This window comes from Streptomyces globisporus (genome assembly GCF_003501885.1).
In the GTDB taxonomy this organism is placed as follows: domain Bacteria; phylum Actinomycetota; class Actinomycetes; order Streptomycetales; family Streptomycetaceae; genus Streptomyces; species Streptomyces globisporus_D.
Genome location: NZ_QWFA01000094.1, coordinates 15,812 through 37,264 on the forward strand (window position 1 = coordinate 15,812; position 21,453 = coordinate 37,264).

Here is a 21,453-nt window from a genome sequence, read left to right on the forward strand (position 1 = left end):
ACCGAGGGGCCCGGGGGCACCGCGTGAGCAATATTCCCGAGACCGGGCGGACCCAGCGGGTCCAGATCCGGCTCATCGTCATCCAGGTCCTCGTCTTCTCGCTGCTGCTCACCCTCGGCGGACGCCTCTGGTACCTCCAGATCCGCAACGGCGACGAGTACACCGCCGAGGCCGCGGGCAACGGGGTGCAGCAGGTCGTCCAGCCCGCCGTGCGCGGCTCGATCCTCGACGCCCGCGGCGTGGCGCTCGCCGACAACGAGACCCGCCTCGTCGTCTCCGCCAGCCGCACCGAGCTGCTGAAGATGAAGGACGACGGCGTCGGCGTCCTCACCCGTCTCGCCGACGTCCTCGACATGAAGGTCAAGGACGTCCGGGACAAGGTCCGCCTCTGCGACTCCAAGACCCCCCAGCCCTGCTGGAACGGCTCGCCCTACCAGCCGATCCCGGTCACCGACGAGGCCACCACCCAGCAGGCCCTCCAGATCCGTGAGCGCGCCGAGGACTTCCCCGGCATCACCGCCGAACCCACCGCCGTACGCCGCTACGCCGCCCCCGGCAAGGCGCGGACCGCGCAGGTGCTCGGCTATCTCTCGCCCGTCACCGACGACGAGATCCAGAAGGCGCAGGACGGCCCGTCGCCCTACCTGCGCTCCGACCAGGTCGGCCGGTCCGGGATCGAGCGCACCTATGACAAGGAGCTGCGCGGCAAGGCGGGCGTCACCCGCTACGAGGTCGACAACCTCGGCCGCGTCATGGGCGAGGCGGAGAACGACCCGGCGGTGGCCGGCTCCACCCTCGTCACCAGCCTCGACGCCCGCGTCCAGGCGGTCGCCGAGTACGAGCTCGCCGCCGCGATGAAGCGGGTCCGGGGCGAGACCGACAAGATCACCGGCCGGAAGTACGAGGCCGACTCCGGGGCCGTCGTCGTCATGGAGTCGAAGACCGGCCGGGTCGTGGCGATGGCCTCCCAGCCCGACTACGACCCCAACGACTGGGTCGGCGGCATCTCCGGCAAGCAGTACGCCAAGCTCACCAGCAAGAAGTCCAACTACCCGCTGCTCAACCGGGGCATCCAGGGCCAGGCCCCGGCCGGCTCGATCTTCAAGGTGGTCTCTGCCAGCGCCGCCGTGCGCGCAGGTCACGACTTCAACGACCTCTACCAGTGCAGCAGCTCCTACAGCCTGGGCAACCAGACCTTCGCGAACTTCGAGTCCCAGGGCCACGGCCCCATCACCCTCGGCGACGCGCTCAAGTACTCCTGCAACACGGTCTTCTACCGCCTTGGCCACGAGCAGTGGGCGAAAGACGGCGGCATAAAGCCGAAGAAGGATGCCAAGGACTGGTTCTACCGCACCGCCCGTGACTTCGGGCTCGGCTCCGAGACCGGCATCGACCTGCCCAACGAGGTCAAGGGCCGCATCCCGGACCGCCAGTGGAAGCAGGACTTCTGGGAGGCCAACAAGGACGCCTGGTGCAAGGAGGGCAAGAAGGGCGGCACCTACGTCCAGCAGATCGCGTACGAGAGCTGCCTCGAAGGCAACCAGCTCAAGGCCTACGACAGCATCAACTACTCGATCGGGCAGGGCGACGTCCTTGTCACGCCCATTCAGATGGCCACCGCCTACGCCGCCATCAGCAACGGCGGCACCCTCCACGAGCCCACCGTCGGCAAGGCCGTGATCAGCCCCGACGGCAAGTCCGTCCAGGAGATCAAGCCCAAGGTCAGCGGGAAGCTCCCGGTCAACGCCCAGACCATCAAGGACCTCGACAAGGGGCTGCGTTCGGTGGTCGAGCCGGGCGGCACCGCCGCCTGGCGGTTCGGCGGCTGGCCGCAGGACAAGATCCCGATGCGCGCCAAGACCGGTACCGCCCAGGTGTACGGCAAGCAGACCACCGGCTGGTTCGCGACCTACACCGACGACTACACCATCGTCATGACGATCTCCCAGGGCGGCACCGGCTCCGGCTCCTCCGGCCCGGCCGTCCGCAAGATCTACGACGCGCTCTACGGCCTGGACTCCGCCGGCAACCAGGACCTGAAGCGGGCCCTGCTGCCCGAGCCGCAGAAGGCGCTGCCGAAGGTCCAGCCCGACGGCTCGATCCACGCGCCGAAGGTCAAGCCCTACGACCCCACTCCGGTCACGCCCGAGGAGCAGCCGGGAGGACAGGAACCCCAGTTGCCCCTGCCGCCCGGAGGCCAGCCCGGACTCACCGGATCGCCCGCGTCCACGGGGAGGCAGCCGTAATGGCAGGTGGATTCTCCGTCTCCCGCTACACCCCCGACGAGGGCCCCTGGGCCAAGCTGACGGCCCGCGACTCCCTCGCACGGCGGCTGGACTGGCCGCTGCTCGGGGCCGCGCTCGCGCTCTCGTTCCTCGGCTCGCTCCTCGTGTGGTCCGCGACCCGCAACCGCGATCACCTCACCCAGGGCGACCCGTACTTCTTCCTCCTGCGGCACGCCCTCAACACCGGCATCGGCCTCGCCCTGATGATCGGCACGATCTGGCTCGGCCACCGCACCCTGCGCGGGGCCGTCCCGGTCCTCTACGGCATCTCGGTGCTGCTGGTCCTCGCGGTCCTCACCCCGCTCGGCACCACCGTCAACGGCGCCCACGCCTGGATCAAGCTGCCCGCCGGCTTCTCGATCCAGCCCTCCGAGTTCACCAAGATCACCATCATCCTCGTGATGGCGATGCTGCTGGCCGCCCGCGTCGACGCCGGCGACCAGGCCCACCCCGACCACCGCACCGTCGCCAAGGCGCTGGGCCTCGCGGCGGTCCCGATGGCCATCGTCATGCTGATGCCGGACCTCGGCTCGGTGATGGTCATGGCCGTCATCGTCCTCGGCGTCCTGCTGGCCTCCGGCGCCTCCAACCGCTGGGTCTTCGGCCTCATCGGCGCGGGCGCGGGCGGGGCCGTCGCCGTCTGGCAGCTCGGTCTGCTCGACGACTACCAGATCGCCCGGTTCGCCGCCTTCGCCAACCCCGCGCTCGACCCGGCGGGCGTCGGCTACAACACCAACCAGGCCCGCATCGCGATCGGCTCCGGCGGACTCACCGGCACCGGACTCTTCGAAGGCACCCAGACCACCGGTCAGTTCGTGCCCGAGCAGCAGACCGACTTCGTCTTCACCGTGGCCGGCGAGGAGCTGGGCTTCCTCGGCGCGGGACTGATCATCCTGCTCCTCGGTGTCGTCCTGTGGCGCGCCTGCCGGATCGCCCGCGAGACCACCGAGCTGTACGGCACGGTCGTCGCCGCCGGGATCATCGCCTGGTTCGCCTTCCAGTCCTTCGAGAACATCGGCATGACGCTCGGCATCATGCCGGTCGCCGGACTGCCGCTGCCCTTCGTCTCGTACGGAGGATCCTCGATGTTCGCCGTCTGGGTGGCGGTCGGACTGCTCCAGTCCATCAGGGTGCAACGGCCGATGTCTGCCTGAACCCGGCCGGTCGCGGGTAGGTGTCCGTACATGGCGGACACCAAACGCGAGATCGAGCGGAAGTACGAAGCCACCGAAGACACCCGGCTGCCCGACCTGACGCGGGCGGCCGGGGTCGGCCGGGTCGCCCCACGCGGCCGGACCGAGCTCGACGCCGTCTACTGGGACACCGCCGACCTCCGCCTCGCCGCCGACTCCCTCACCCTGCGCCGCAGGACCGGCGGGGACGACGAGGGCTGGCACGTGAAGTTCCCCGTCGCGCTCGGCGTCCGGGACGAGATCCACGAACCGCTCTCCGACACCCTGCCGCCCTCGCTGGCCGCCCTCCTGCGCTCCCGGGTCCGGCACGCGGAGATCACCCCCGTCGTCCGGCTGCTCTCCTCGCGGGACGTCCACCACCTGCTGGCCGACGACGGCACGCTCCTCGCCGAGGTCAGCGTCGACACGGTGCTCGCGGAGCGGCTCGCGGGGGAGGGAAGCGGCACCAGCGCCGCCTGGACCGAGATCGAGGTCGAGCTGGCCGACGACGGTGACCCGGCCGTCCTGGACGCCGTCGAGAAGCGGCTCCGCAAGGCCGGAGTGCGCCCCGCCGAATCCGCCTCGAAGCTCGCCCGGGCGCTGGCGGAGACGACCCCCGCACGGGACGGCAAGGAGCCGGAAGAGAGCGCGCCGCGGACCGCGGGCGACCACGTCCTCGCCTACGTACGCAAGCAGATCGCCACGATCGTCCGCCTCGACCCCGCCGTCCGCCGCGACCTGCCCGACTCCGTGCACAAGATGCGCGTCGCCACCCGTCGGCTGCGCAGCGCCTTCAAGACCCACCGCAAGATCCTCGACCGCGAGGTCACCGACCCCCTCGGCGCGGAGCTCAAGTGGCTCGCCGCCGAACTGGGTCTCGACCGCGACCAGGAAGTCCTGGACGAGCGCATCGGCTCCCGCGTCGAGGCCCTGCCCGCCGTCCTGACCCTCGGCCCGGTGCGCGGCCGGCTCCGCGCCTGGTCGGCCGCCCGCCGCACCGGATCGCGCCGCAGGATCATCGACGTACTCGACGGGCAGCGGTATCTGGACCTCCTGGAGGCACTCGACGCCCTGAGCGCCGGCCCGCCCCTGCGCCCCGCTGCCCGCAAGGCACCGGAGAAGGCCCTGCCCCGGGCCGTGCTCAAGGACTACGAGAAGCTCGCGCGCCGGATGGACCACGCCCTGGAGCACCCGCCGGGCCCCGAGCGGGACACCGCGATGCACGAGGCCCGCAAGGCCGCCAAGCGCGCCCGGTACGCGGGCGAGTCGGCCCGCCCCGCGCTCGGCAAGCCCGCCAAGCGGTTCGCGAAGCGCGTGAAGGCCGTGCAGACCGTCCTCGGCGACCACCAGGACAGCGTCGTCGCCCGGGAGGCCTTGCGGACCCTCGCGATCCAATCGCACGCGGCGGGGGAGACCGCGTTCACCTGGGGACTTCTGTACGGGCAGGAGGAGGCCGCCGCCGATGCCCGGGAGCGCGAGCTGCCCGAGGTCTGGGCCCGCGCCTCGGACCCCGGACTGCGGGCGGATCTGAAGGGCCTGTGACCGGGGTACGCTGGATGGTCACCCCTGCCGGCTCACGAAGGTTCGCGAGATGTCTGCCGCATCGGTCTTCCCACAGCTCGAAGCTCTGCTCCCGCATGTGCAGAAGCCCATCCAGTACGTCGGCGGTGAGCTGAACTCCACCGTCAAGGACTGGGACAGCTGTGACGTCCGCTGGACCCTGATGTACCCCGACGCCTACGAGGTCGGGCTCCCCAACCAGGGCGTCATGATCCTCTACGAGGTACTGAACGAGCGCGAGGGCGTCCTCGCCGAGCGCACGTACAGCGTCTGGCCGGACCTCGAAGAGCTGATGCGCGAGCACAACGTGCCCCAGTTCACCGTGGACAGCCACCGCCCCGTCGGCGCGTTCGACGTCTTCGGGCTCAGCTTCTCCACCGAGCTGGGCTACACCAACATGCTCACCGCCCTGGACCTCGCGGGCATCCCGCTGGAGTCCAAGGACCGCACGGTGGACCACCCGATCGTCCTCGCGGGCGGCCACGCGGCCTTCAACCCCGAGCCGATCGCGGACTTCATCGACTGCGCGGTCGTCGGCGACGGCGAGCAGGCCGTCCTGGAGATCACCGAGATCATCCGCGCCTGGAAGGCCGAGGGCCGCCCCGGCGGCCGCGACGAGGTGCTCTTCCGGCTCTCGAAGACCGGCGGCGTCTACGTCCCGCGCTTCTACGACGTCGAGTACCTCCCCGACGGCCGCATCGGCCGCGTCGTGCCCAACCGGTCCGGCGTGCCGTGGCGCGTCTCCAAGCACACGGTGATGGACCTCGACGAGTGGCCCTACCCCAAGCAGCCCCTCGTCCCGCTCGCGGAGACCGTCCACGAGCGGATGTCCGTCGAGATCTTCCGCGGCTGCACCCGCGGCTGCCGTTTCTGCCAGGCCGGCATGATCACGCGCCCCGTGCGGGAGCGAAGCATCACCGGCATCGGCGAGATGGTCGACAAGGGTCTCAAGGCGACCGGCTTCGAGGAGGTCGGCCTCCTCTCGCTCTCCTCCGCCGACCACAGCGAGATCGGTGACATCGCCAAGGGCCTCGCCGACCGCTACACCGACGACAAGATCGGCCTGTCGCTCCCCTCCACCCGCGTCGACGCGTTCAACGTGGACCTGGCCAACGAGCTGACCCGCAACGGGCGCCGGTCCGGCCTCACCTTCGCCCCCGAGGGCGGCTCCGAGCGCATGCGCAAGGTCATCAACAAGATGGTCTCGGAGGAGGACCTGATCCGCACGGTCGCCACCGCGTACGGCAACGGCTGGCGCCAGGTGAAGCTGTACTTCATGTGCGGCCTGCCCACCGAGACCGACGAGGACGTCCTGCAGATCGGCGACATGGCGGTCAACGTCATCGCCAAGGGACGTGAGGTCTCCGGCCAGAACGACATCCGCTGCACCGTCTCCATCGGCGGGTTCGTGCCCAAGCCGCACACCCCCTTCCAGTGGGCCCCGCAGCTCAGCGCCGAGGACACCGACGCCCGGCTGAAGAAGCTCCGCGACAAGATCCGGGGCGACAAGAAGTACGGCCGCTCCATCGGCTTCCGCTACCACGACGGCAAGCCCGGCATCGTCGAGGGCCTCCTCTCGCGCGGCGACCGCCGCGTCGGCTCCGTCATCCGCGCGGTCTACGAGTCCGGCGGCCGGTTCGACGGCTGGCGCGAGCACTTCAGCTACGACCTCTGGATGAACTGCGCGGAGAAGACGCTCCCCGAGTTCGGCGTCGACGTCGACTGGTACACCACCCGCGAGCGCACCTACGAGGAGGTCCTGCCCTGGGACCACCTCGACTCCGGCCTGGACAAGGACTGGCTCTGGGAGGACTGGCAGGACGCGCTCGACGAGACCGAGGTCGAGGACTGCCGCTGGACCCCCTGCTTCGACTGCGGCGTCTGCCCGCAGCTCGACCTGGACATCCAGATCGGCCCGACGGGCAAGAAGCTGCTCCCGCTGAGCGTGGTCAACAAGTAGCAGCTCCGTGACACACCGCAGGCCCGGTCCGGCAACCCCGGACCGGGCCTGACGCGTCCTTGACGACATGGACCACGGCAAGCACCAGGCGCCCCAGGGATACGAGCCCGGCGAAGGGATCCTGACCACCCTGATCAGGATCCCGGTCCGGATCGTCGTCCTGGTGTTCGTCCTGCCCGCCCGCATGGTCTGGGACGCGCTCACCGCGCTCTGGCACGCCGCGGACCGCGTCCTGCTGCGCCCGCTCGGCCGGGGACTCCTGTGGCTCCTCGACATGCTCGTCCTGACCCCGCCGGCCTGGCTGTACACCTGGGTCCTCACTCCCCTCGGCAAGGCCGCCGCCTGGCTGGCCGTCGCCCTTCTCGTCCGGCCCTGGATCGGCCTGTGGCGGTACGTGATCGTCCCCGTCGCCCGGTACGGGATCGCCACGCCGGCGGTGTGGCTGTACGCCCACGTCCTCACCCCGCTGGGCCACGGCCTGCGGTGGATCGGCACCGCCCTGCTCATCCCGGCGCTGCGCGGCCTCGGCAACGGCATCGGCCGGCTGATCACCGTGCTGCTGATCGTGCCGCTGGAGTTCCTGTGGCGGTACGTGGCCGTCCCGGTGGTTCGTTACGGCCTGGTCGTCCCGGTGGTGTGGCTGTGCGAAACCGTCCTCACGCCGATCGGCCGCGGCACGGCGTGGGTCCTGAGCGCGCTGTGGCAGGGCACGGTCTGGATCCTGAGCGGGCTCTGGCAGGGCACCGCCTGGGTTCTGGCGCAGCTCTGGCGGGGGATCGCGGCCACCGGACGCGGACTCGGCCTGGCGGTCGCCTGGCTGGTGATGACGCTGCTGGTCGCCCCCCTCGGCTGGACGTACCGCCGGATCCTCACCCCGGTCGGCCGGGAGATCGCCGCCGCGTTCGAGGTCGCCTGGCGGATCGCCGGATACGTCTCCCGGGCCGTCGGCCGGGCCCTCGCCACGATCGCCTGGTACCTGATCGGCGCACCGGTCTCCTGGGCGTACCGCACGGTGTGCACCCCCGTCGGCCACTTCCTGCGCGACGCAGTCTGGGCCCCGGCCCGGCGCGCCGCCGCCGAAGCGGGCCGGGCCGCCCGCGCGGCCCTCGCCACCGCCCGGGAAACCGTGCGCCAGGCACGTCGTGACGCCTGGCGGGCCCTGGTCGGCGCCCCGGGCGGCGAACGGTCCGGGGAACCGCGAGGGATCCCTGCGCGTACTCTGGGTAGTACAACGACTGTCCCCAGCGCGGCGCAGGCGTCCGAGACCCCTCTGGGCGGCGATCCATTCGCCAAACAGGGGTGAGCCGGAGCGGCACCCCGGGGGTTACCCGTATTTCGTGGGCGGCGCGCCACCGCGCCCGCCCCGCACCGAGGAGAAGAACCACTGGGCAAGCGACAGCCCGAAGGCCCGCCGCCCGCACCGGCAGTGCAGCGCATCCGCCTGCGCTACACCAAGCGCGGCCGCCTCCGGTTCACCAGCCACCGAGACTTCCAGCGGGCCTTCGAGCGGGCACTGCGCCGCTCCGAGGTGCCGATGGCGTATTCGGCGGGCTTCACGCCCCACCCCAAGGTCTCCTACGCCAATGCCGCACCCACCGGCACGGGCAGCGAGGCGGAGTTCCTGGAGATCGCCCTCACCGAGGCGCGGGACCCCGAGGTCCTGCGCGGACTGCTCGACGCGTCCATGCCGGCCGGCCTCGACATCGTCGACGCCGTCGAGGCCCGCACCTCGGGCCTGGCCGAACGGCTCACCGCCTCCGTCTGGGAGATGCGCCTGGACGGCGCCGACCCCGAGGACGTCCGCACGGCCGTGGCCGCGTTCAACGACGCCGAGTCCGTCGAGGTCCAGCGCAAGGCCAAGAACGGCATCCGGACGTTCGACGCCCGCGCCGCCGTCGCCGACCTGCGGGTCGTCGACGCTCCGGCCGATAGGCCGGGTGAGCGGCCCTGTGCGATACTGCGCCTGGTTGTTCGGCACGTGACACCTGCCGTGCGACCCGACGACGTCCTGTCCGGTCTCCGAGCTGTGGCCGACCTGGCGCCGCCCGTCCCCGCCGCGGTGACGAGGCTGGCGCAGGGGCTCTTCGACGAGGAGTCCGGCACGGTGACCGACCCTCTCGCGCCCGACCGCGAGGCCGCCCCGACCGCACATCCCGCGGTCGCCGGGGCAGCCGTCGCGACGGCGCCGGAAGGTGCAGGTTCCGCGTAAGGCGGTCGTTGTAGCGCAGCCCTGTGACCCGGGAGCCACCTGGGTCGGGCCGCGCACTGACCCACAAGACTTTCGCCAGGCCGTACGCACACCGCATACGGAACCGGCGAGCCAGACATCAGTTCCCGTGCGGCGCCCGCGCCCCGGACGGCGGTATCGCACCACTGCGGACCGAGCCGGACCGGAATCAGACGCGGCGCCCGGGAGCACGACGGGAGAACCGCCCGCATGCCTCAGCCGAACGAACCCGGCACGACCGGGAACAGCGAAGAGAACACCCCCGGGGACAAGCTGCCGCCGCGCCGCAGGCGCCGCGCCGCCTCCCGCCCCGCCGGCCCGCCCGGCGGCCCCGTGAGCGCCGCCGAGGACGTCACGCCGGCCATACCGGCCGAGGCGTCCGCCGCACCGGCCACGGACGACACGCCCGGCGATTCGGTCGCCGAGACCGCCCCGCCCGCCCGTACGCGCCGCCGCGCCGTGCGCAAGGCCACCGCGCCCGCGGGCGCCCCCGCGCCGGTGGAGGCGGAGACCGCCGAGCCTGCCCCGGCCGCCGAGACCCCCGCGCAGCCCGCCGCCGACGAGGAGCCCGCCGCACCGGCGCCGCGCACCCGCCGTCGCGCGGTCCGCAAGGCGACGTCCCCGGCCGGTGCGCCGCAGTCCGCCGAGGCCCCCGCCCCGGTCGTCGAGACCCCGGCCGAGCCCACTCCGGAACCCGCAGCCGAGGAAGAGACCGAGGTCGCCGTGGAGACTCCCGACGAGGCCCCGGCGCCCCGCCGCCGTCGCGCCTCCCGCAAGGCCACTTCGCCCGCCGGCGCCCCGCAGTCCGCCGAGGACGCTGTCGTCGTCGAGCCCGCCGCTGCTGTCGCTGAGCCCGCCCCGGCCGCCGAGCCCGCCGCCGAGGTCGCGGAGCCCGTCGCTCCGCGTGGCCGTACCCGCCGCCGCGCCTCCGCGCCGGCCGGTGCGCCGCAGTCCGCCGCGCCCGCCGCCGAGCCGGTGGCCCAGCCGGAGCCGACTGCCGCCGAGCCCGCCGCCGAGGCCGAGGCCACGGAGGAGGCGCCTGCCCCGCGCACCCGCCGCCGCGCGTCCCGCAAGGCGTCCGCGCCCGCCGGTGCGCCGCAGGTCACCGAGGCCGCCGAGAGCGTCGAGGAGCCCGTCGAGACCGGCGAGAGCCTGCCCGCCGCCGTCGCCGAGGGGCTCGCCGCCGAGGTGGACGAGGTCGAGGAGGCAGCCCCGCGCGGGCGCCAGCGCCGCCGCGCCACCGCCGCCGGCCGCCCCGAGTTCACGGCCACGACCGAGGAGCCGACCCGCAAGGGCCGCCGCGCGACGCGCCCCGCCGTCGCCGTCTTCCAGGCCCCGGTCTTCGCCGAGCCGATGTTCCAGACCCCCGAGACCGCCGCCGCGGCTGCCGCGGCTGCCGGTTCCACCTCGCCGTACGACGAGGTGGACGAGGCCGAGGAGCAGCAGACCGCCGAGGCCGAGCAGAGCACCGCGCCCGCCGAGGCCGCGCCGCAGGGTGGTTCGCGCCGCCGTCGCCGCCGCCGTGGCGAGGCCGAGGCGGCCGAGCAGGCCGCCGAGCCCGCCGCCCCGGTTCGGACGCCCGCCGAGCAGCCCGCCGACGAGGCCCCCGAGGCCGAGGCGGACGAGCACGAGGGCGAGGACGGCGACGAGTACGGCGACCGTCCCTCGCGCCGTCGTCGCCGTGGTGGCCGTCGCCGCCGCCGTGGCGAGGCCAACGACACGGACGACGAGCAGACCACCGACGACGCGTCCGCCCGTGCAGAGGAGCCCCGCTCCGACGACGAGCAGGACACCGACCGCGGCCAGGCCCAGGAGGCCGCCGAGGAGAGCGACGAGGACGACGACTCCTCCGCCTCCGGTTCGAGCAGCAGCTCCCGTCGCCGTCGCCGTCGCCGTCGCCGCAGCGGTGACGCCGCCGTCGACACCGACAACGGCGCCGACGACCCGGAGCGTACGGTCGTCAAGGTCCGCGAGCCGCGCAAGAAGGAGGAGCGCGAGCCGGGCACCGGCTTCGACGAGGTCCAGTCCATCAAGGGCTCGACCCGCATGGAGGCCAAGAAGCAGCGCCGCCGCGAGGGCCGCGAGCAGGGCCGCCGCCGGGTCCCGATCATCACCGAGTCGGAGTTCCTCGCCCGCCGCGAGGCCGTCGAGCGTGTGATGGTCGTCCGCCAGAACGGCGAGCGCACCCAGATCGGCGTCCTCGAGGACAACGTGCTCGTCGAGCACTACGTCAACAAGGAGCAGGCCACCAGCTACGTCGGCAACGTCTACCTGGGCAAGGTCCAGAACGTGCTGCCGTCCATGGAGGCCGCCTTCGTCGACATCGGCAAGGGCCGCAACGCCGTCCTGTACGCCGGTGAGGTCAACTTCGAGGCGCTCGGCATGGCCCACGGGCCGCGCCGCATCGAGACCGCGCTCAAGTCCGGCCAGTCGGTCCTGGTCCAGGTGACCAAGGACCCGATCGGTCACAAGGGCGCGCGTCTCACCAGCCAGGTCTCGCTGCCCGGCCGCTACCTGGTCTACGTGCCCGAGGGCTCGATGACCGGAATCAGCCGCAAGCTGCCCGACACCGAGCGCTCCCGCCTCAAGACCATCCTCAAGAAGATCGTCCCCGAGGACGCGGGCGTCATCGTGCGCACCGCCGCCGAGGGCGCGAGCGAGGACGAGCTGCGCCGTGACGTCGAGCGGCTCCAGCAGCAGTGGGAGGACATCCAGAAGAAGGCGAAGGGCACCAGCGGCTCCAACGCGCCGACGCTGCTCTACGGCGAGCCGGACATGACCGTCCGGGTCGTCCGCGACATCTTCAACGAGGACTTCTCCAAGGTCATCGTCAGCGGCGACGACGCGTGGGAGACCATCCACGGGTACGTCTCGCACGTCGCGCCCGACCTCACCGAGCGGCTCTCCCGCTGGACCTCCGAGGTCGACGTCTTCGCGACGTACCGCATCGACGAGCAGCTGATGAAGGCGCTGGACCGCAAGGTCTACCTGCCCAGCGGCGGTTCGCTGGTGATCGACAAGACCGAGGCGATGGTCGTCGTCGACGTCAACACCGGCAAGTTCACCGGCCAGGGCGGCAACCTGGAGGAGACCGTCACCCGGAACAACCTGGAGGCGGCCGAGGAGATCGTGCGCCAGCTGCGGCTGCGCGACCTCGGCGGCATCGTCGTCGTCGACTTCATCGACATGGTGCTGGAGTCCAACCGGGACCTCGTGCTGCGACGCCTCCTGGAGTGCCTGGGCCGCGACCGCACCAAGCACCAGGTCGCCGAGGTCACCTCGCTGGGCCTGGTCCAGATGACCCGCAAGCGGGTGGGCCAGGGTCTGCTGGAGTCCTTCTCCGAGACCTGCGTCCACTGCAACGGCCGCGGTGTCATCGTCCACATGGAGCAGCCGACGTCCGTCGGCGGCGGTGGCGGCGGCAAGAAGTCCAAGAAGCGTGGCCGCGGCGGCGCCGGTCAGGACCACGAGCATGACCACGGCTCCGACGATCACGTGTCCGCCGAGCCCGTGGAGACGGAGACCGAGGCCGAGCTGGCCGCCGAGGTCGCCGCCCCGGTGGCCGTGGAGCCCGCGGTCGGGGAGGACGACGAGTTCTACGGCAGCCCCGCCGAGGCCGAGGCGGCCGCCTCGCGCCGCGGCCGCCGCCGGGCCTCCCGCAAGGCGTCGGCCCCGGCCGGCGCCCCGAAGGCCGAGGCAGCCGCCCCGGTCGTGGAGGCTCCCGTCGCCGAGGCCCCGGTCGCGGAGGTCGCGGAAACCCCCGAGGCCGTCCAGGCCCCCGAGGCTCCGGCCGAGGTCGCGCCCCAGGGCCGTACGCGCCGTCGGGCCACCCGTAAGGCCACCGCCCCGGCGGGTTCGCCGAAGCAGGCCGAATCGGCGGAGCCGGTGCAGCCGGCCGAGCCGAGCACGGAGCCGGTCGCGGTCGAGGACCCGGTCGTCGAGGCGCCCGCCGCCGAGGCCCCGGCCCCGGCGGAGCAGGCCCCCGAGGCCGAGGCCCCCGTGGCCGCCCCGCCGCGTGCCCGCCGCCGCGTGACCCGTAAGGTCACCGCTCCGGCCGGCTCGCCCACCGGGTCGGACGACGCGGAGATCGTCGTGGTCGCTCCGGCGCCCGAGGCGAACGCGCCCGGGACGAAGGCGCCCGAGGAATCCGCGGAGTCCGGAGCAACGGACGCCGAAACGGCGGAATCCGAGGCGGCGGAGCCGGCCCCGGCGAAGAAGACGGCCCGCAAGGCCGCCGCAAAGAAGGCCCCGGCGAAGAAGGCGGCGGCCAAGAAGACCGCCGCGAAGAAGACCGCCGCAAAGAAGACGACGGCGAAGACGGCCGCGAAGAAGGCGACGAAGAAGACCGTCGCCGCCGAGCAGTCGTCGCCGTCCGTGACGGTCAACGCGCCCTCGGCGGACGGCGAGTCGTCGGCGAGCTGATGAATCCGTAACCGATTGTTCACAGCAGGTGTCCCGTTCCGAGCACGTGGGGGCGGGACACCTGCTTTGTTTCAGAACTGATGCAGGGGCTGGTTAACGAGCCCGAAATGGGTCAAGAAATCCCTGATAATGTGACGGCGGTTGCCATACTTGTGAGGTTTCTTGGCGGAACTCACAGGCGGTGACAAGGCCCGGCGGCGATGCCGGCCGGGCCGGATTCCTCGGCAGGGCGTCGGCATTGTGCCGGTGGGGTTACGCGCGACCTCGTAAGGCGTCCCGCACCTCAAAGCTCTGCCTGGTAACGAGCTCTTGCGGTGTTCAAGGAGGACGTTCATGTCGAGCATCAACGAGCAGCCGATTCCTGCTGCCCGCCCCGTCATCGGGGAAGACGAGATCGAGGCTGCGGTACGCGTACTGCGCAGCGGTCGCGTCGTGCAGGGCCCGGAGGTCGCGGCCTTCGAGGAAGGCTTCTCGCGGCTGGTCGACGACCGGCACTGCGTCGCCGTCAACTCGGGCACCTCGGCCCTGCACCTGCTGCTGCTGGCCCTGGGCATCGGCCCCGGCGACGAGGTCATCGTCCCCTCCTTCTCCTTCGCGGCCTCGGCCAACGCCGTCCGCCTGGTCGGCGCCGACGTGGTGTTCGCCGACATCGAGCCCGGCAGCTTCGGGCTCGACCCGGCCGCCGTCGAAGCCGCGATCACGCCGCGCACCGCCGCGATCATGCCGGTGCACCTCTACGGTCACCCCGCCGCGATGGACAAGCTCATGCCCATCGCCGAGAAGCACGGGCTCGCCGTGGTCGAGGACGCCTGCCAGGCCCACGCGGCGGCGCTGAACGGCACCCCGGTCGGCGCGTTCGGCGCGGGCGGCACCTTCAGCTTCTACCCGACCAAGAACATGCACTCCCTCGAAGGCGGCATGGTCTCCACGGCCGACGCCGAACTGGCCCGCACCCTGCGCCTGCTGCGCAACCAGGGCATGGAGCAGCGCTACGCCAACGAGATCGTCGGCGCCAACATGCGGATGACCGACGTGTCCGCCGCCGTCGGCCGCGTACAGCTGGGCAAGCTGGAGGGCTGGACCGAGCAGCGCCGCGCCAACGCCGCGTACCTCGACGCCCACATCACCGCTCCGGCCGTCACCACGCCGCCGGTCGCCGACGGCGCGCGGCACATCTACCACCAGTACACCGTGCGCATCCAGGGCGACCGGGACGCCGCGATGGCGAAGCTCACCGAGGCGGGCGTCGGCAACGCGGTCTACTACCCGACGCCGATCCACCGGCTGAAGCCCTACTGGGAGCCGGACCAGAAGGCGGGCCGCACCTGGGACCTGCCCGAGACCGAGAAGGCCGCCGCCGAGGTCGTCTCGCTGCCCGTCCACCCCTCGCTCACCCAGGGCGACCTGGAGCGCATCGTCACCGCCGTGAACGACCTCGGGGAGAACCTGTGACCGCCGTACTCAAGGCCGGGCTCGTCGGCCTCGGCTCCATGGGCCGCCACCACGCCCGCGTCCTCGCGAGCCTGGAGGGCGTCGAACTGGTCGGCGTCGTCGACCCGATGGGCGACAAGAACGGCTGGGCCCAGGGCGCACCCGTGCTCTCCACCGTCGAGGAGCTCATCGCCCTCGGCATCGACTACGCCGTCGTGGCCTGCCCGACCGCGCTGCACGAGGAGGTCGGCCTCCAGCTCGCCGACGCCGGTGTCAGCGCCCTGATCGAGAAGCCGCTCGCCGACACCGTCGAGGGCGCCCGCCGCCTCGTCGACGCCTTCGAGTCGCGCGGCCTGGTCGCCGGCGTCGGTCACATCGAACGCTGCAACCCCGCCCTGCTCTCGCTCCGTGCCCGCCTGGAGGCCGGTGAGCTGGGCGACGTCTACCAGGTCGTCACCCGCCGCCAGGGCCCCTTCCCGCACCGGATCGCCGATGTCGGCGTGGTCAAGGACCTGGCCACCCACGACATCGACCTGACGAGCTGGGTCACCGGCCAGACGTACACCTCGATCGCGGCGCACACCGTCTCCAAGTCGGGCCGCGCGCACGAGGACATGGTCTCCGCGGTGGGCCAGCTGTCCGACGGCACGATGGTCAACCACCTGGTCAACTGGCTGAGCCCGCTCAAGGAACGATTCACCTCGGTCACCGGCGAGCGCGGCTGCTTCATCGCCGACACGCTCACCGCCGACCTCACGTTCCACTCGAACGCCGCCGTCGCCACCGAGTGGGAGGCGCTGCGCGCGTTCCGCGGGGTCGCCGAGGGCGACATGATCCGTTACGCCATCCCCAAGCGCGAGCCGCTGCTTGTCGAGCACGAGCTGTTCCGCGACGCTGTGCAGGGCAAGCCCGCCGACATCTGCACGCTGCGGCAGGGGCTGCGTACCGTCGAGGTGGCGACATCGCTGCTCGACTCGGCCAACCGTGGCCGGACCGTCGTATTCGAGACAGGAGAGCCTGCCCGCCATGGCGATTGACAGCTCGGCCGCAGGGCCGGAGCGCAGTTCCCGGGGAAAGATCGTCATGCTCGTCGACAACGGCGTCAACGGCGATTCCCGGGTGCAGAAGGAGGCCCGCTCGGCGGCGGAGGCCGGGTGGGACGTGGTGCTTCTGGGCAAGTCGCCCACCAAGAAGTCCCAGAAGTGGTGGCTGGGCGATGCCCAGGTCCGCCTGCTGCATGTGCCGACGCCCATGCACCGCCGCCGTCATGAGTACCGCAGGGCCGTTCTGCGCTCACCTCTCGCGTATCCGCCCGGTCCGCTCGCGGAGTACCGCAAGCAGCGGATGAAGGCGTGGCGCGCCGAGCTGAACGTCCGGAGCGTCGAGGCCAGGCGCAACGGTTCCTCGCTCGGTGCCGTGCGTCTGGTGCCCCCGCGCCTGCTCGCCAAGACGCTGAGCAAGTGGGTCCGTTTCCGGGCCGGCCGCACGGAGGCGCTCGCGCAGCGCCGCAAGAGCATGGACTCGCCGCTGGACCGCTTCACCACGGCCTTCTGGGTCCGCACCATGGGCGACCGGGCCTGGCGGCGCCTCGACCCGGCCCTGTGGGACTTCGAGCTGGCGTACGGGAAGGTCATCGACCGGCTCGAACCCGACGTGATCCACGCCAACGACTTCCGCATGCTCGGCGTGGCCGCGCGGGCGAAGCTGCGCGCCGAGGCCAAGGGCCGCAAGGTCAAGCTCCTCTGGGACGTGCACGAGTTCCTGCCCGGCATCAAGCCGTGGAACCCGCACCCGCGCTGGCACATCGCGCAGTGCGGACACGAGCGGGAGTACGCCAAGTACGCCGACGCCGTCACCACGGTCTCCGGCACCCTGGCGGAGATGCTCGTCGAGCGCCACGGTCTGAAGGCCCTGCCGGAGGTGGTGCTGAACGCCCCGGACGCCGAGGTCTCCCCGGAGCAGGCCGCGGAGCCGGTGCCCGACCTGCGCGAGCTGTGCGGTATCGGCCCGGACGTCCCGCTGGCGGTCTACAGCGGTGCCGCGGCCCCGCAGCGGGGTCTCGACATCATGGTCGAGGGACTGCCCCAGCTCCCCGGCACGCACGTGGCCTTCGTCGTCCTGCGGCCCAACTCGGCCTACATGCAGGAACTCAAGGAACGAGCCGCCGAACTGGGCGTCTCGGACCGGCTGCACATCCTGCCGTACGTGCCGCACTACCAGGTGGTCCCCTTCCTGTCCGCGGCCAGCGTGGGCGTCATCCCGATCCACCACTGGCCGAACCACGAGATCGCCCTGATCACCAAGTTCTTCGAGTACTCCCACGCCCGTCTGCCGTTCGTCGTGAGCGACGTCAAGACGATGGGGGAGATGGTCGCCCGGACCGGTCAGGGCGAGGTGTTCACCGCCGAGGACGTCTCCGACTACGTACGGGCGGTCAAGTCGGTGCTCGCCGACCCCGCGAAGTACCGCGCCGCCTACGCACGCGAGGGGCTGCTGGAGAACTGGACCTGGGAGGCGCAGGCCGAGGTCCTGGACGGCGTGTACACACGTCTGACCGGTGCCGAGCCGGTGAAGGCGCAACAGCCGGACTCCCAGGTGATGGCATGAGACGAGAGCCCGACGTCACCGTCGTCGTCGCCGTCTACAACACCATGCCGTACCTCACGGAGTGCCTGGACTCCCTGATCCGGCAGAGCATCGGCCTGGAGCGGCTGGAGGTCGTGGCCGTCAACGACGGGTCGACCGACGGGAGCGGTGCCGAGCTCGACCGGTACGCCGAGCGCCATCCCGACGTCGTGAAGGTGCTCCACCAGCCGAACTCGGGCGGCCCCGCCGCGCCCAGCAACCGGGCGCTGGACGTGGCCACCGGCCGTTTCGTCTACTTCATAGGCGCGGACGACCACCTCGGCGAAGAGGCGCTGGAGCGGATGGTCTCCGCCGCCGACGCCAACGGGGCCGACGTGGTCGTCGGGAAGATGGTCGGCACGAACGGCCGGTACGTCCACCAGAAGCTGTACGACGGGAACCACCCCGACATCAGCCTCTACGACTCGGCACTGCCCTTCACCCTGGCCAACACCAAGCTCTTCCGCCGCGAACTGGTGGAGAAGCACAGCCTCCGCTTCCCTGAGGACATGCCGGTCGGCAGCGACCAGCCGTTCACCATCGAGGCCTGCGTACGGGCCCGGAAGATCTCCGTCGTCTCCGACTACACCTGCTACTACGCGGTCAAGCGCGGCGACGCCAGCAACATCACCTACCGGGCGAACCACCTGGCCAGGCTCCGCTGCGTCGAGCGGATCATCGAGCACACGGCCGGTCTGATCCCCGCGGGTCCGCAGCGCGACGCCGTCCTCAAGCGCCACTTCGACTGGGAACTGTCCAAGCTGCTCCAGCAGGACTTCCCCGCGCTCGACCTCGACACCCGGCGTCAGGTGTGCGAGGGCGTCGGCGCATTGGTGGACACCCACTTCACCGACGGCCTGCGCGACGGCACCGGGGTCAAGCGCCGGGTGCGCTTCGGCCTCGCCCGCAGCGGCGCCGTCGAGGAGCTCACCCGCGCCATCGCGGAGGAGACCGAGCACGGAGCGCCGCCCTTCCTGCTGGAGGGTGGCCGTGCCTTCGCCACCTACCCCGGATTCAGGGACCCGGCCGTCGGCCTCGACGACCGCTGGTACGAGGTGCTCGGCGAGACGGTGGCGGGCCGCCTCTCCGCCGGTACACGCCTGGAGTCGGCCGACTGGGACCAGCACGGCACGGAGATGTTCTGTGTCCTGAACCTGCGGGCCGGCATCACGGGGGACACCTCCTCCGCCGTCGTCGCCCTGGCCCGGGGCGCCATGCCCCAGAGCGCCGACAAGGCAGGTGCGCGCAAGCTGCCGGCCGACGCCCCGCGCCCGCAGCGCGTCGGCACGCTCACCGTCGATGCCGCGGAGGACGGCGGCACCCTGCTGACCGCCCGCATCCCGCTGGCGGCCACCCGGGCCAAGAGGGGCGTCCGCCTCTACGTGGACGTGGCGGGCTCGACGTACGAGATCCCGGTCCGCACCCAAGGGCAGCCGATGCCGCTGGCACGCCGCTGGGGGACCACCGACCCCCACCGTGTCGCGGCGAGCCCGAACACGAAGGGCCGTCTCGTCATCACGACGGCCCCGCTGTGGGAACCGAAGCCCAGCGTGGGCGCGCGGCTGCGCCGAACGCTGTCCAGGTCGAAGAGGAAGTAACCCCGATGAACATCTGTGTAGTCGCGCTCGGCAAGATCGGGCTTCCGCTCGCCGTGCAGTTCGCCGCCAAGGGCCACAAGGTCATCGGCGCGGACGTCAACGAGAAGGTCGTCGACCTCGTCAACGCGGCCACCGAGCCGTTCCCCGGCGAGCACGACCTGGACGTCAAGCTGAAGGAGACGGTCGGCGCCGGCCTGCTCTCCGCGACGACGGACACCACGGCCGCGGTCGCCGCGTCCGACGCCGTCGTGGTCGTCGTCCCGCTGTTCGTGGACGCCGAGGGCACCCCGGACTTCGGCTGGATGGACGCCGCCACCAAGGCCATCGCGGCCGGCCTCAAGCCCGGCACCCTGGTCAGCTACGAGACCACGCTCCCGGTCGGCACCACCCGTACCCGCTGGGCGCCGATGCTCGCCGAGGGCTCGGGCCTCACCCCCGGCGAGGACTTCCACCTGGTCTTCTCCCCGGAGCGGGTGCTCACCGGCAGGGTCTTCGCCGACCTGCGCCGCTACCCCAAGCTCGTCGGTGGCATCGACGAGGCGTCCTCCGCCGCGGGCGTCGCCTTCTACGAGGCCGTCCTCGACTTCGACGAGCGCGAGGACCTGCCCCGCCCGAACGGCGTCTGGGACCTCGGCACGGCGGAGGCATCCGAGCTGGCGAAGCTCGCCGAGACCACCTACCGCGACGTCAACATCGGTCTGGCCAACCAGTTCGCCCGGTTCGCCGACCAGAACGGCATCGACGTCAAGAAGGTCATCGAGGCCTGCAACAGCCAGCCCTACAGCCACATCCACCAGCCCGGCATCGCCGTGGGCGGCCACTGCATCCCGATCTACCCGCGGATGTACCTGTGGAACGACCCGGAGGCGACCGTCGTGCGTTCGGCCCGCGAGGCCAACGCCGCGATGCCCGCCTACGCCGTCGATCTGCTGGCCGCCGCCTACGGCGACCTGGACGGCGTCGGGGTCGTGGTGCTGGGCGCGGCCTACCGCGGGGGCGTCAAGGAGACCGCGTTCTCCGGTGTCTTCGGCGTCGTCGAGGCGCTGAAGGCGCGGGGCGCGGTGCCGTTCGTCTCGGACCCCATGTACACCCCGGAGGAGCTGACCGCGCTGGGCCTCGTCCCGCACGAGGGCCAAGCCGTCACCGCGGCGGTTCTCCAGGCCGACCACGCCGAGTACCGCGAGCTGTCCGCCGCCGACCTCCCGGACGTCCGGGTCCTGGTCGACGGCCGCCGTACGACGAACCCGGCCAACTGGGCGGGCGTGCGTCGCGTCGTCATCGGCGGCTGAGCCGTCCGAAGAGACGGTGAGGGCGGGCGTCCTGCCGGACGCCCGCCCTCACCGTGTGCTCCGCGATTCCGCGGAGGGGTGCCTCACCGCTCGGACAGCACGCCGTCCTTCTCGTCGTACAGCGTTCCGCTCTGCGGGCACTCCCACACGCCCGGCTCGTCCGGCCGCTCGGTCAGGCGGACTCCGGCCCGTCCGACCCAGCCGATCCGCCGCGCGGGCACGCCGACGACCAGGGCGAAGTCCGGCACGTCCTTGGTGACAACGGCGCCGGCCGCGACCATCGCCCACCGGCCGATACGGACCGGCGCGACGCAGACAGAGCGCGCGCCGAGGGAGGCGCCCTCGGCGACCTTCACGCCGACCGCCTCCCAGTCGCCGCCGCGCTTCTGCTTGCCGTCCGGGTCGACCGACCGCGGGTTGTGGTCGTTGGTGAGAACGACGGCGGGGCCGACGAAGACGCCGTCGCCGAGCTCGGCGGGCTCGTACACGAGGGCGTAGTTCTGCAGCTTCACGTTGTCGCCGATGCGCACACCGGTGCCGACGTACGCGCCGCGGCCGACGACGCAGCCCTCGCCGAGCTTCGCTCCCTCACGGATCTGCGCCAGCTCCCAGACACTGGAGCCGTCCCCGATCTCGGCGGTCTCGTCGACCTGGGCGGTGGGCTGGACCCTGTAGTTCACGGCATGCCTTTCGGAGAGCTGATGCGCCCGGAAAGCATAAGGCGGGCGGCTCGCCGGCCCCGGCCCGCGGGCCCCGCCTGCGGTCCCGCGACCCGGTTTGACCCCCACACCCCGGCCCCGTAACCTTGACCCTCGGTGTGTTTCCTTAACGCGCCCACCCCTGAGCACATCCCTCCCGGTAACGGTCGGTGTTCGCGCCGTCCG

Annotated in this window: 13 protein-coding genes; 12 read left to right on the forward strand and 1 reads right to left on the reverse strand. The window is 71.9% G+C overall.

The window, feature by feature from the left end; all coding sequences use genetic code 11:
• Nucleotides 1–23: 23 nt before the first annotated feature.
• From mrdA to D3105_RS18615, 12 genes are all read left to right on the forward strand, one after another.
• Nucleotides 24–2,246: a penicillin-binding protein 2 gene (gene mrdA, locus D3105_RS18560; RefSeq protein WP_118904269.1), complete on the forward strand. Its 2,223-nt coding sequence runs from the start codon at nt 24–26 to the stop codon at nt 2,244–2,246.
• Complete coding sequence (rodA, locus tag D3105_RS18565) at nt 2,246–3,439, forward strand: rod shape-determining protein RodA (protein WP_118904270.1); 1,194 nt, start codon at nt 2,246–2,248, stop codon at nt 3,437–3,439. The genes mrdA and rodA overlap by 1 nt, the downstream gene beginning before the upstream one ends.
• Before the next feature lie 30 nt (nt 3,440–3,469).
• Nucleotides 3,470–4,999 carry a CYTH and CHAD domain-containing protein gene (locus tag D3105_RS18570; RefSeq protein ID WP_118904271.1) on the forward strand — a complete coding sequence of 510 codons (1,530 nt, stop codon included), beginning with the start codon at nt 3,470–3,472 and terminating at the stop codon, nt 4,997–4,999.
• Nucleotides 5,000–5,048: 49 nt separating this feature from the next.
• Nucleotides 5,049–6,977 carry a TIGR03960 family B12-binding radical SAM protein gene (locus tag D3105_RS18575; RefSeq protein ID WP_030077781.1) on the forward strand — a complete coding sequence of 643 codons (1,929 nt, stop codon included), beginning with the start codon at nt 5,049–5,051 and terminating at the stop codon, nt 6,975–6,977.
• A gap of 67 nt (nt 6,978–7,044) precedes the next feature.
• Nucleotides 7,045–8,280 carry a hypothetical protein gene (locus D3105_RS18580; RefSeq protein WP_118904272.1) on the forward strand — a complete coding sequence of 412 codons (1,236 nt, stop codon included), beginning with the start codon at nt 7,045–7,047 and terminating at the stop codon, nt 8,278–8,280.
• 123 nt (nt 8,281–8,403) lie between these two features.
• Complete coding sequence (locus D3105_RS18585; protein ID WP_118904273.1) at nt 8,404–9,186, forward strand: TIGR03936 family radical SAM-associated protein; 783 nt, start codon at nt 8,404–8,406, stop codon at nt 9,184–9,186.
• Nucleotides 9,187–9,414: 228 nt separating this feature from the next.
• Nucleotides 9,415–13,626 carry an Rne/Rng family ribonuclease gene (locus tag D3105_RS18590; protein WP_118904274.1) on the forward strand — a complete coding sequence of 1,404 codons (4,212 nt, stop codon included), beginning with the start codon at nt 9,415–9,417 and terminating at the stop codon, nt 13,624–13,626.
• 333 nt (nt 13,627–13,959) lie between these two features.
• On the forward strand, nt 13,960–15,078 hold the full coding sequence (locus tag D3105_RS18595) for a DegT/DnrJ/EryC1/StrS family aminotransferase (protein WP_118904275.1): 1,119 nt from the start codon (nt 13,960–13,962) through the stop codon (nt 15,076–15,078).
• The gene (locus D3105_RS18600) at nt 15,075–16,094 is read left to right on the forward strand and encodes a Gfo/Idh/MocA family protein (protein ID WP_118904276.1); all 1,020 of its coding nucleotides are present in this window, start codon (nt 15,075–15,077) and stop codon (nt 16,092–16,094) included. Before D3105_RS18595 ends, D3105_RS18600 begins: the two co-directional genes overlap by 4 nt.
• Nucleotides 16,084–17,664, forward strand: a complete 1,581-nt coding sequence (locus tag D3105_RS18605) for a glycosyltransferase family 4 protein (RefSeq protein ID WP_118904277.1) — start codon at nt 16,084–16,086, stop codon at nt 17,662–17,664. Before D3105_RS18600 ends, D3105_RS18605 begins: the two co-directional genes overlap by 11 nt.
• Complete coding sequence (locus D3105_RS18610; RefSeq protein ID WP_118904278.1) at nt 17,661–19,280, forward strand: glycosyltransferase family 2 protein; 1,620 nt, start codon at nt 17,661–17,663, stop codon at nt 19,278–19,280. The genes D3105_RS18605 and D3105_RS18610 overlap by 4 nt, the downstream gene beginning before the upstream one ends.
• A 5-nt stretch (nt 19,281–19,285) precedes the next feature.
• A complete protein-coding gene (locus D3105_RS18615; protein WP_118904279.1) occupies nt 19,286–20,569 on the forward strand; it encodes a nucleotide sugar dehydrogenase in 1,284 nt (427 codons plus the stop codon).
• A gap of 83 nt (nt 20,570–20,652) precedes the next feature.
• Here D3105_RS18615 and D3105_RS18620 read toward each other — a convergent pair whose 3' ends face one another.
• Nucleotides 20,653–21,249: an acyltransferase gene (locus D3105_RS18620; RefSeq protein WP_118904280.1), complete on the reverse strand. Its 597-nt coding sequence runs from the start codon at nt 21,247–21,249 to the stop codon at nt 20,653–20,655.
• Nucleotides 21,250–21,453: the final 204 nt, after the last annotated feature.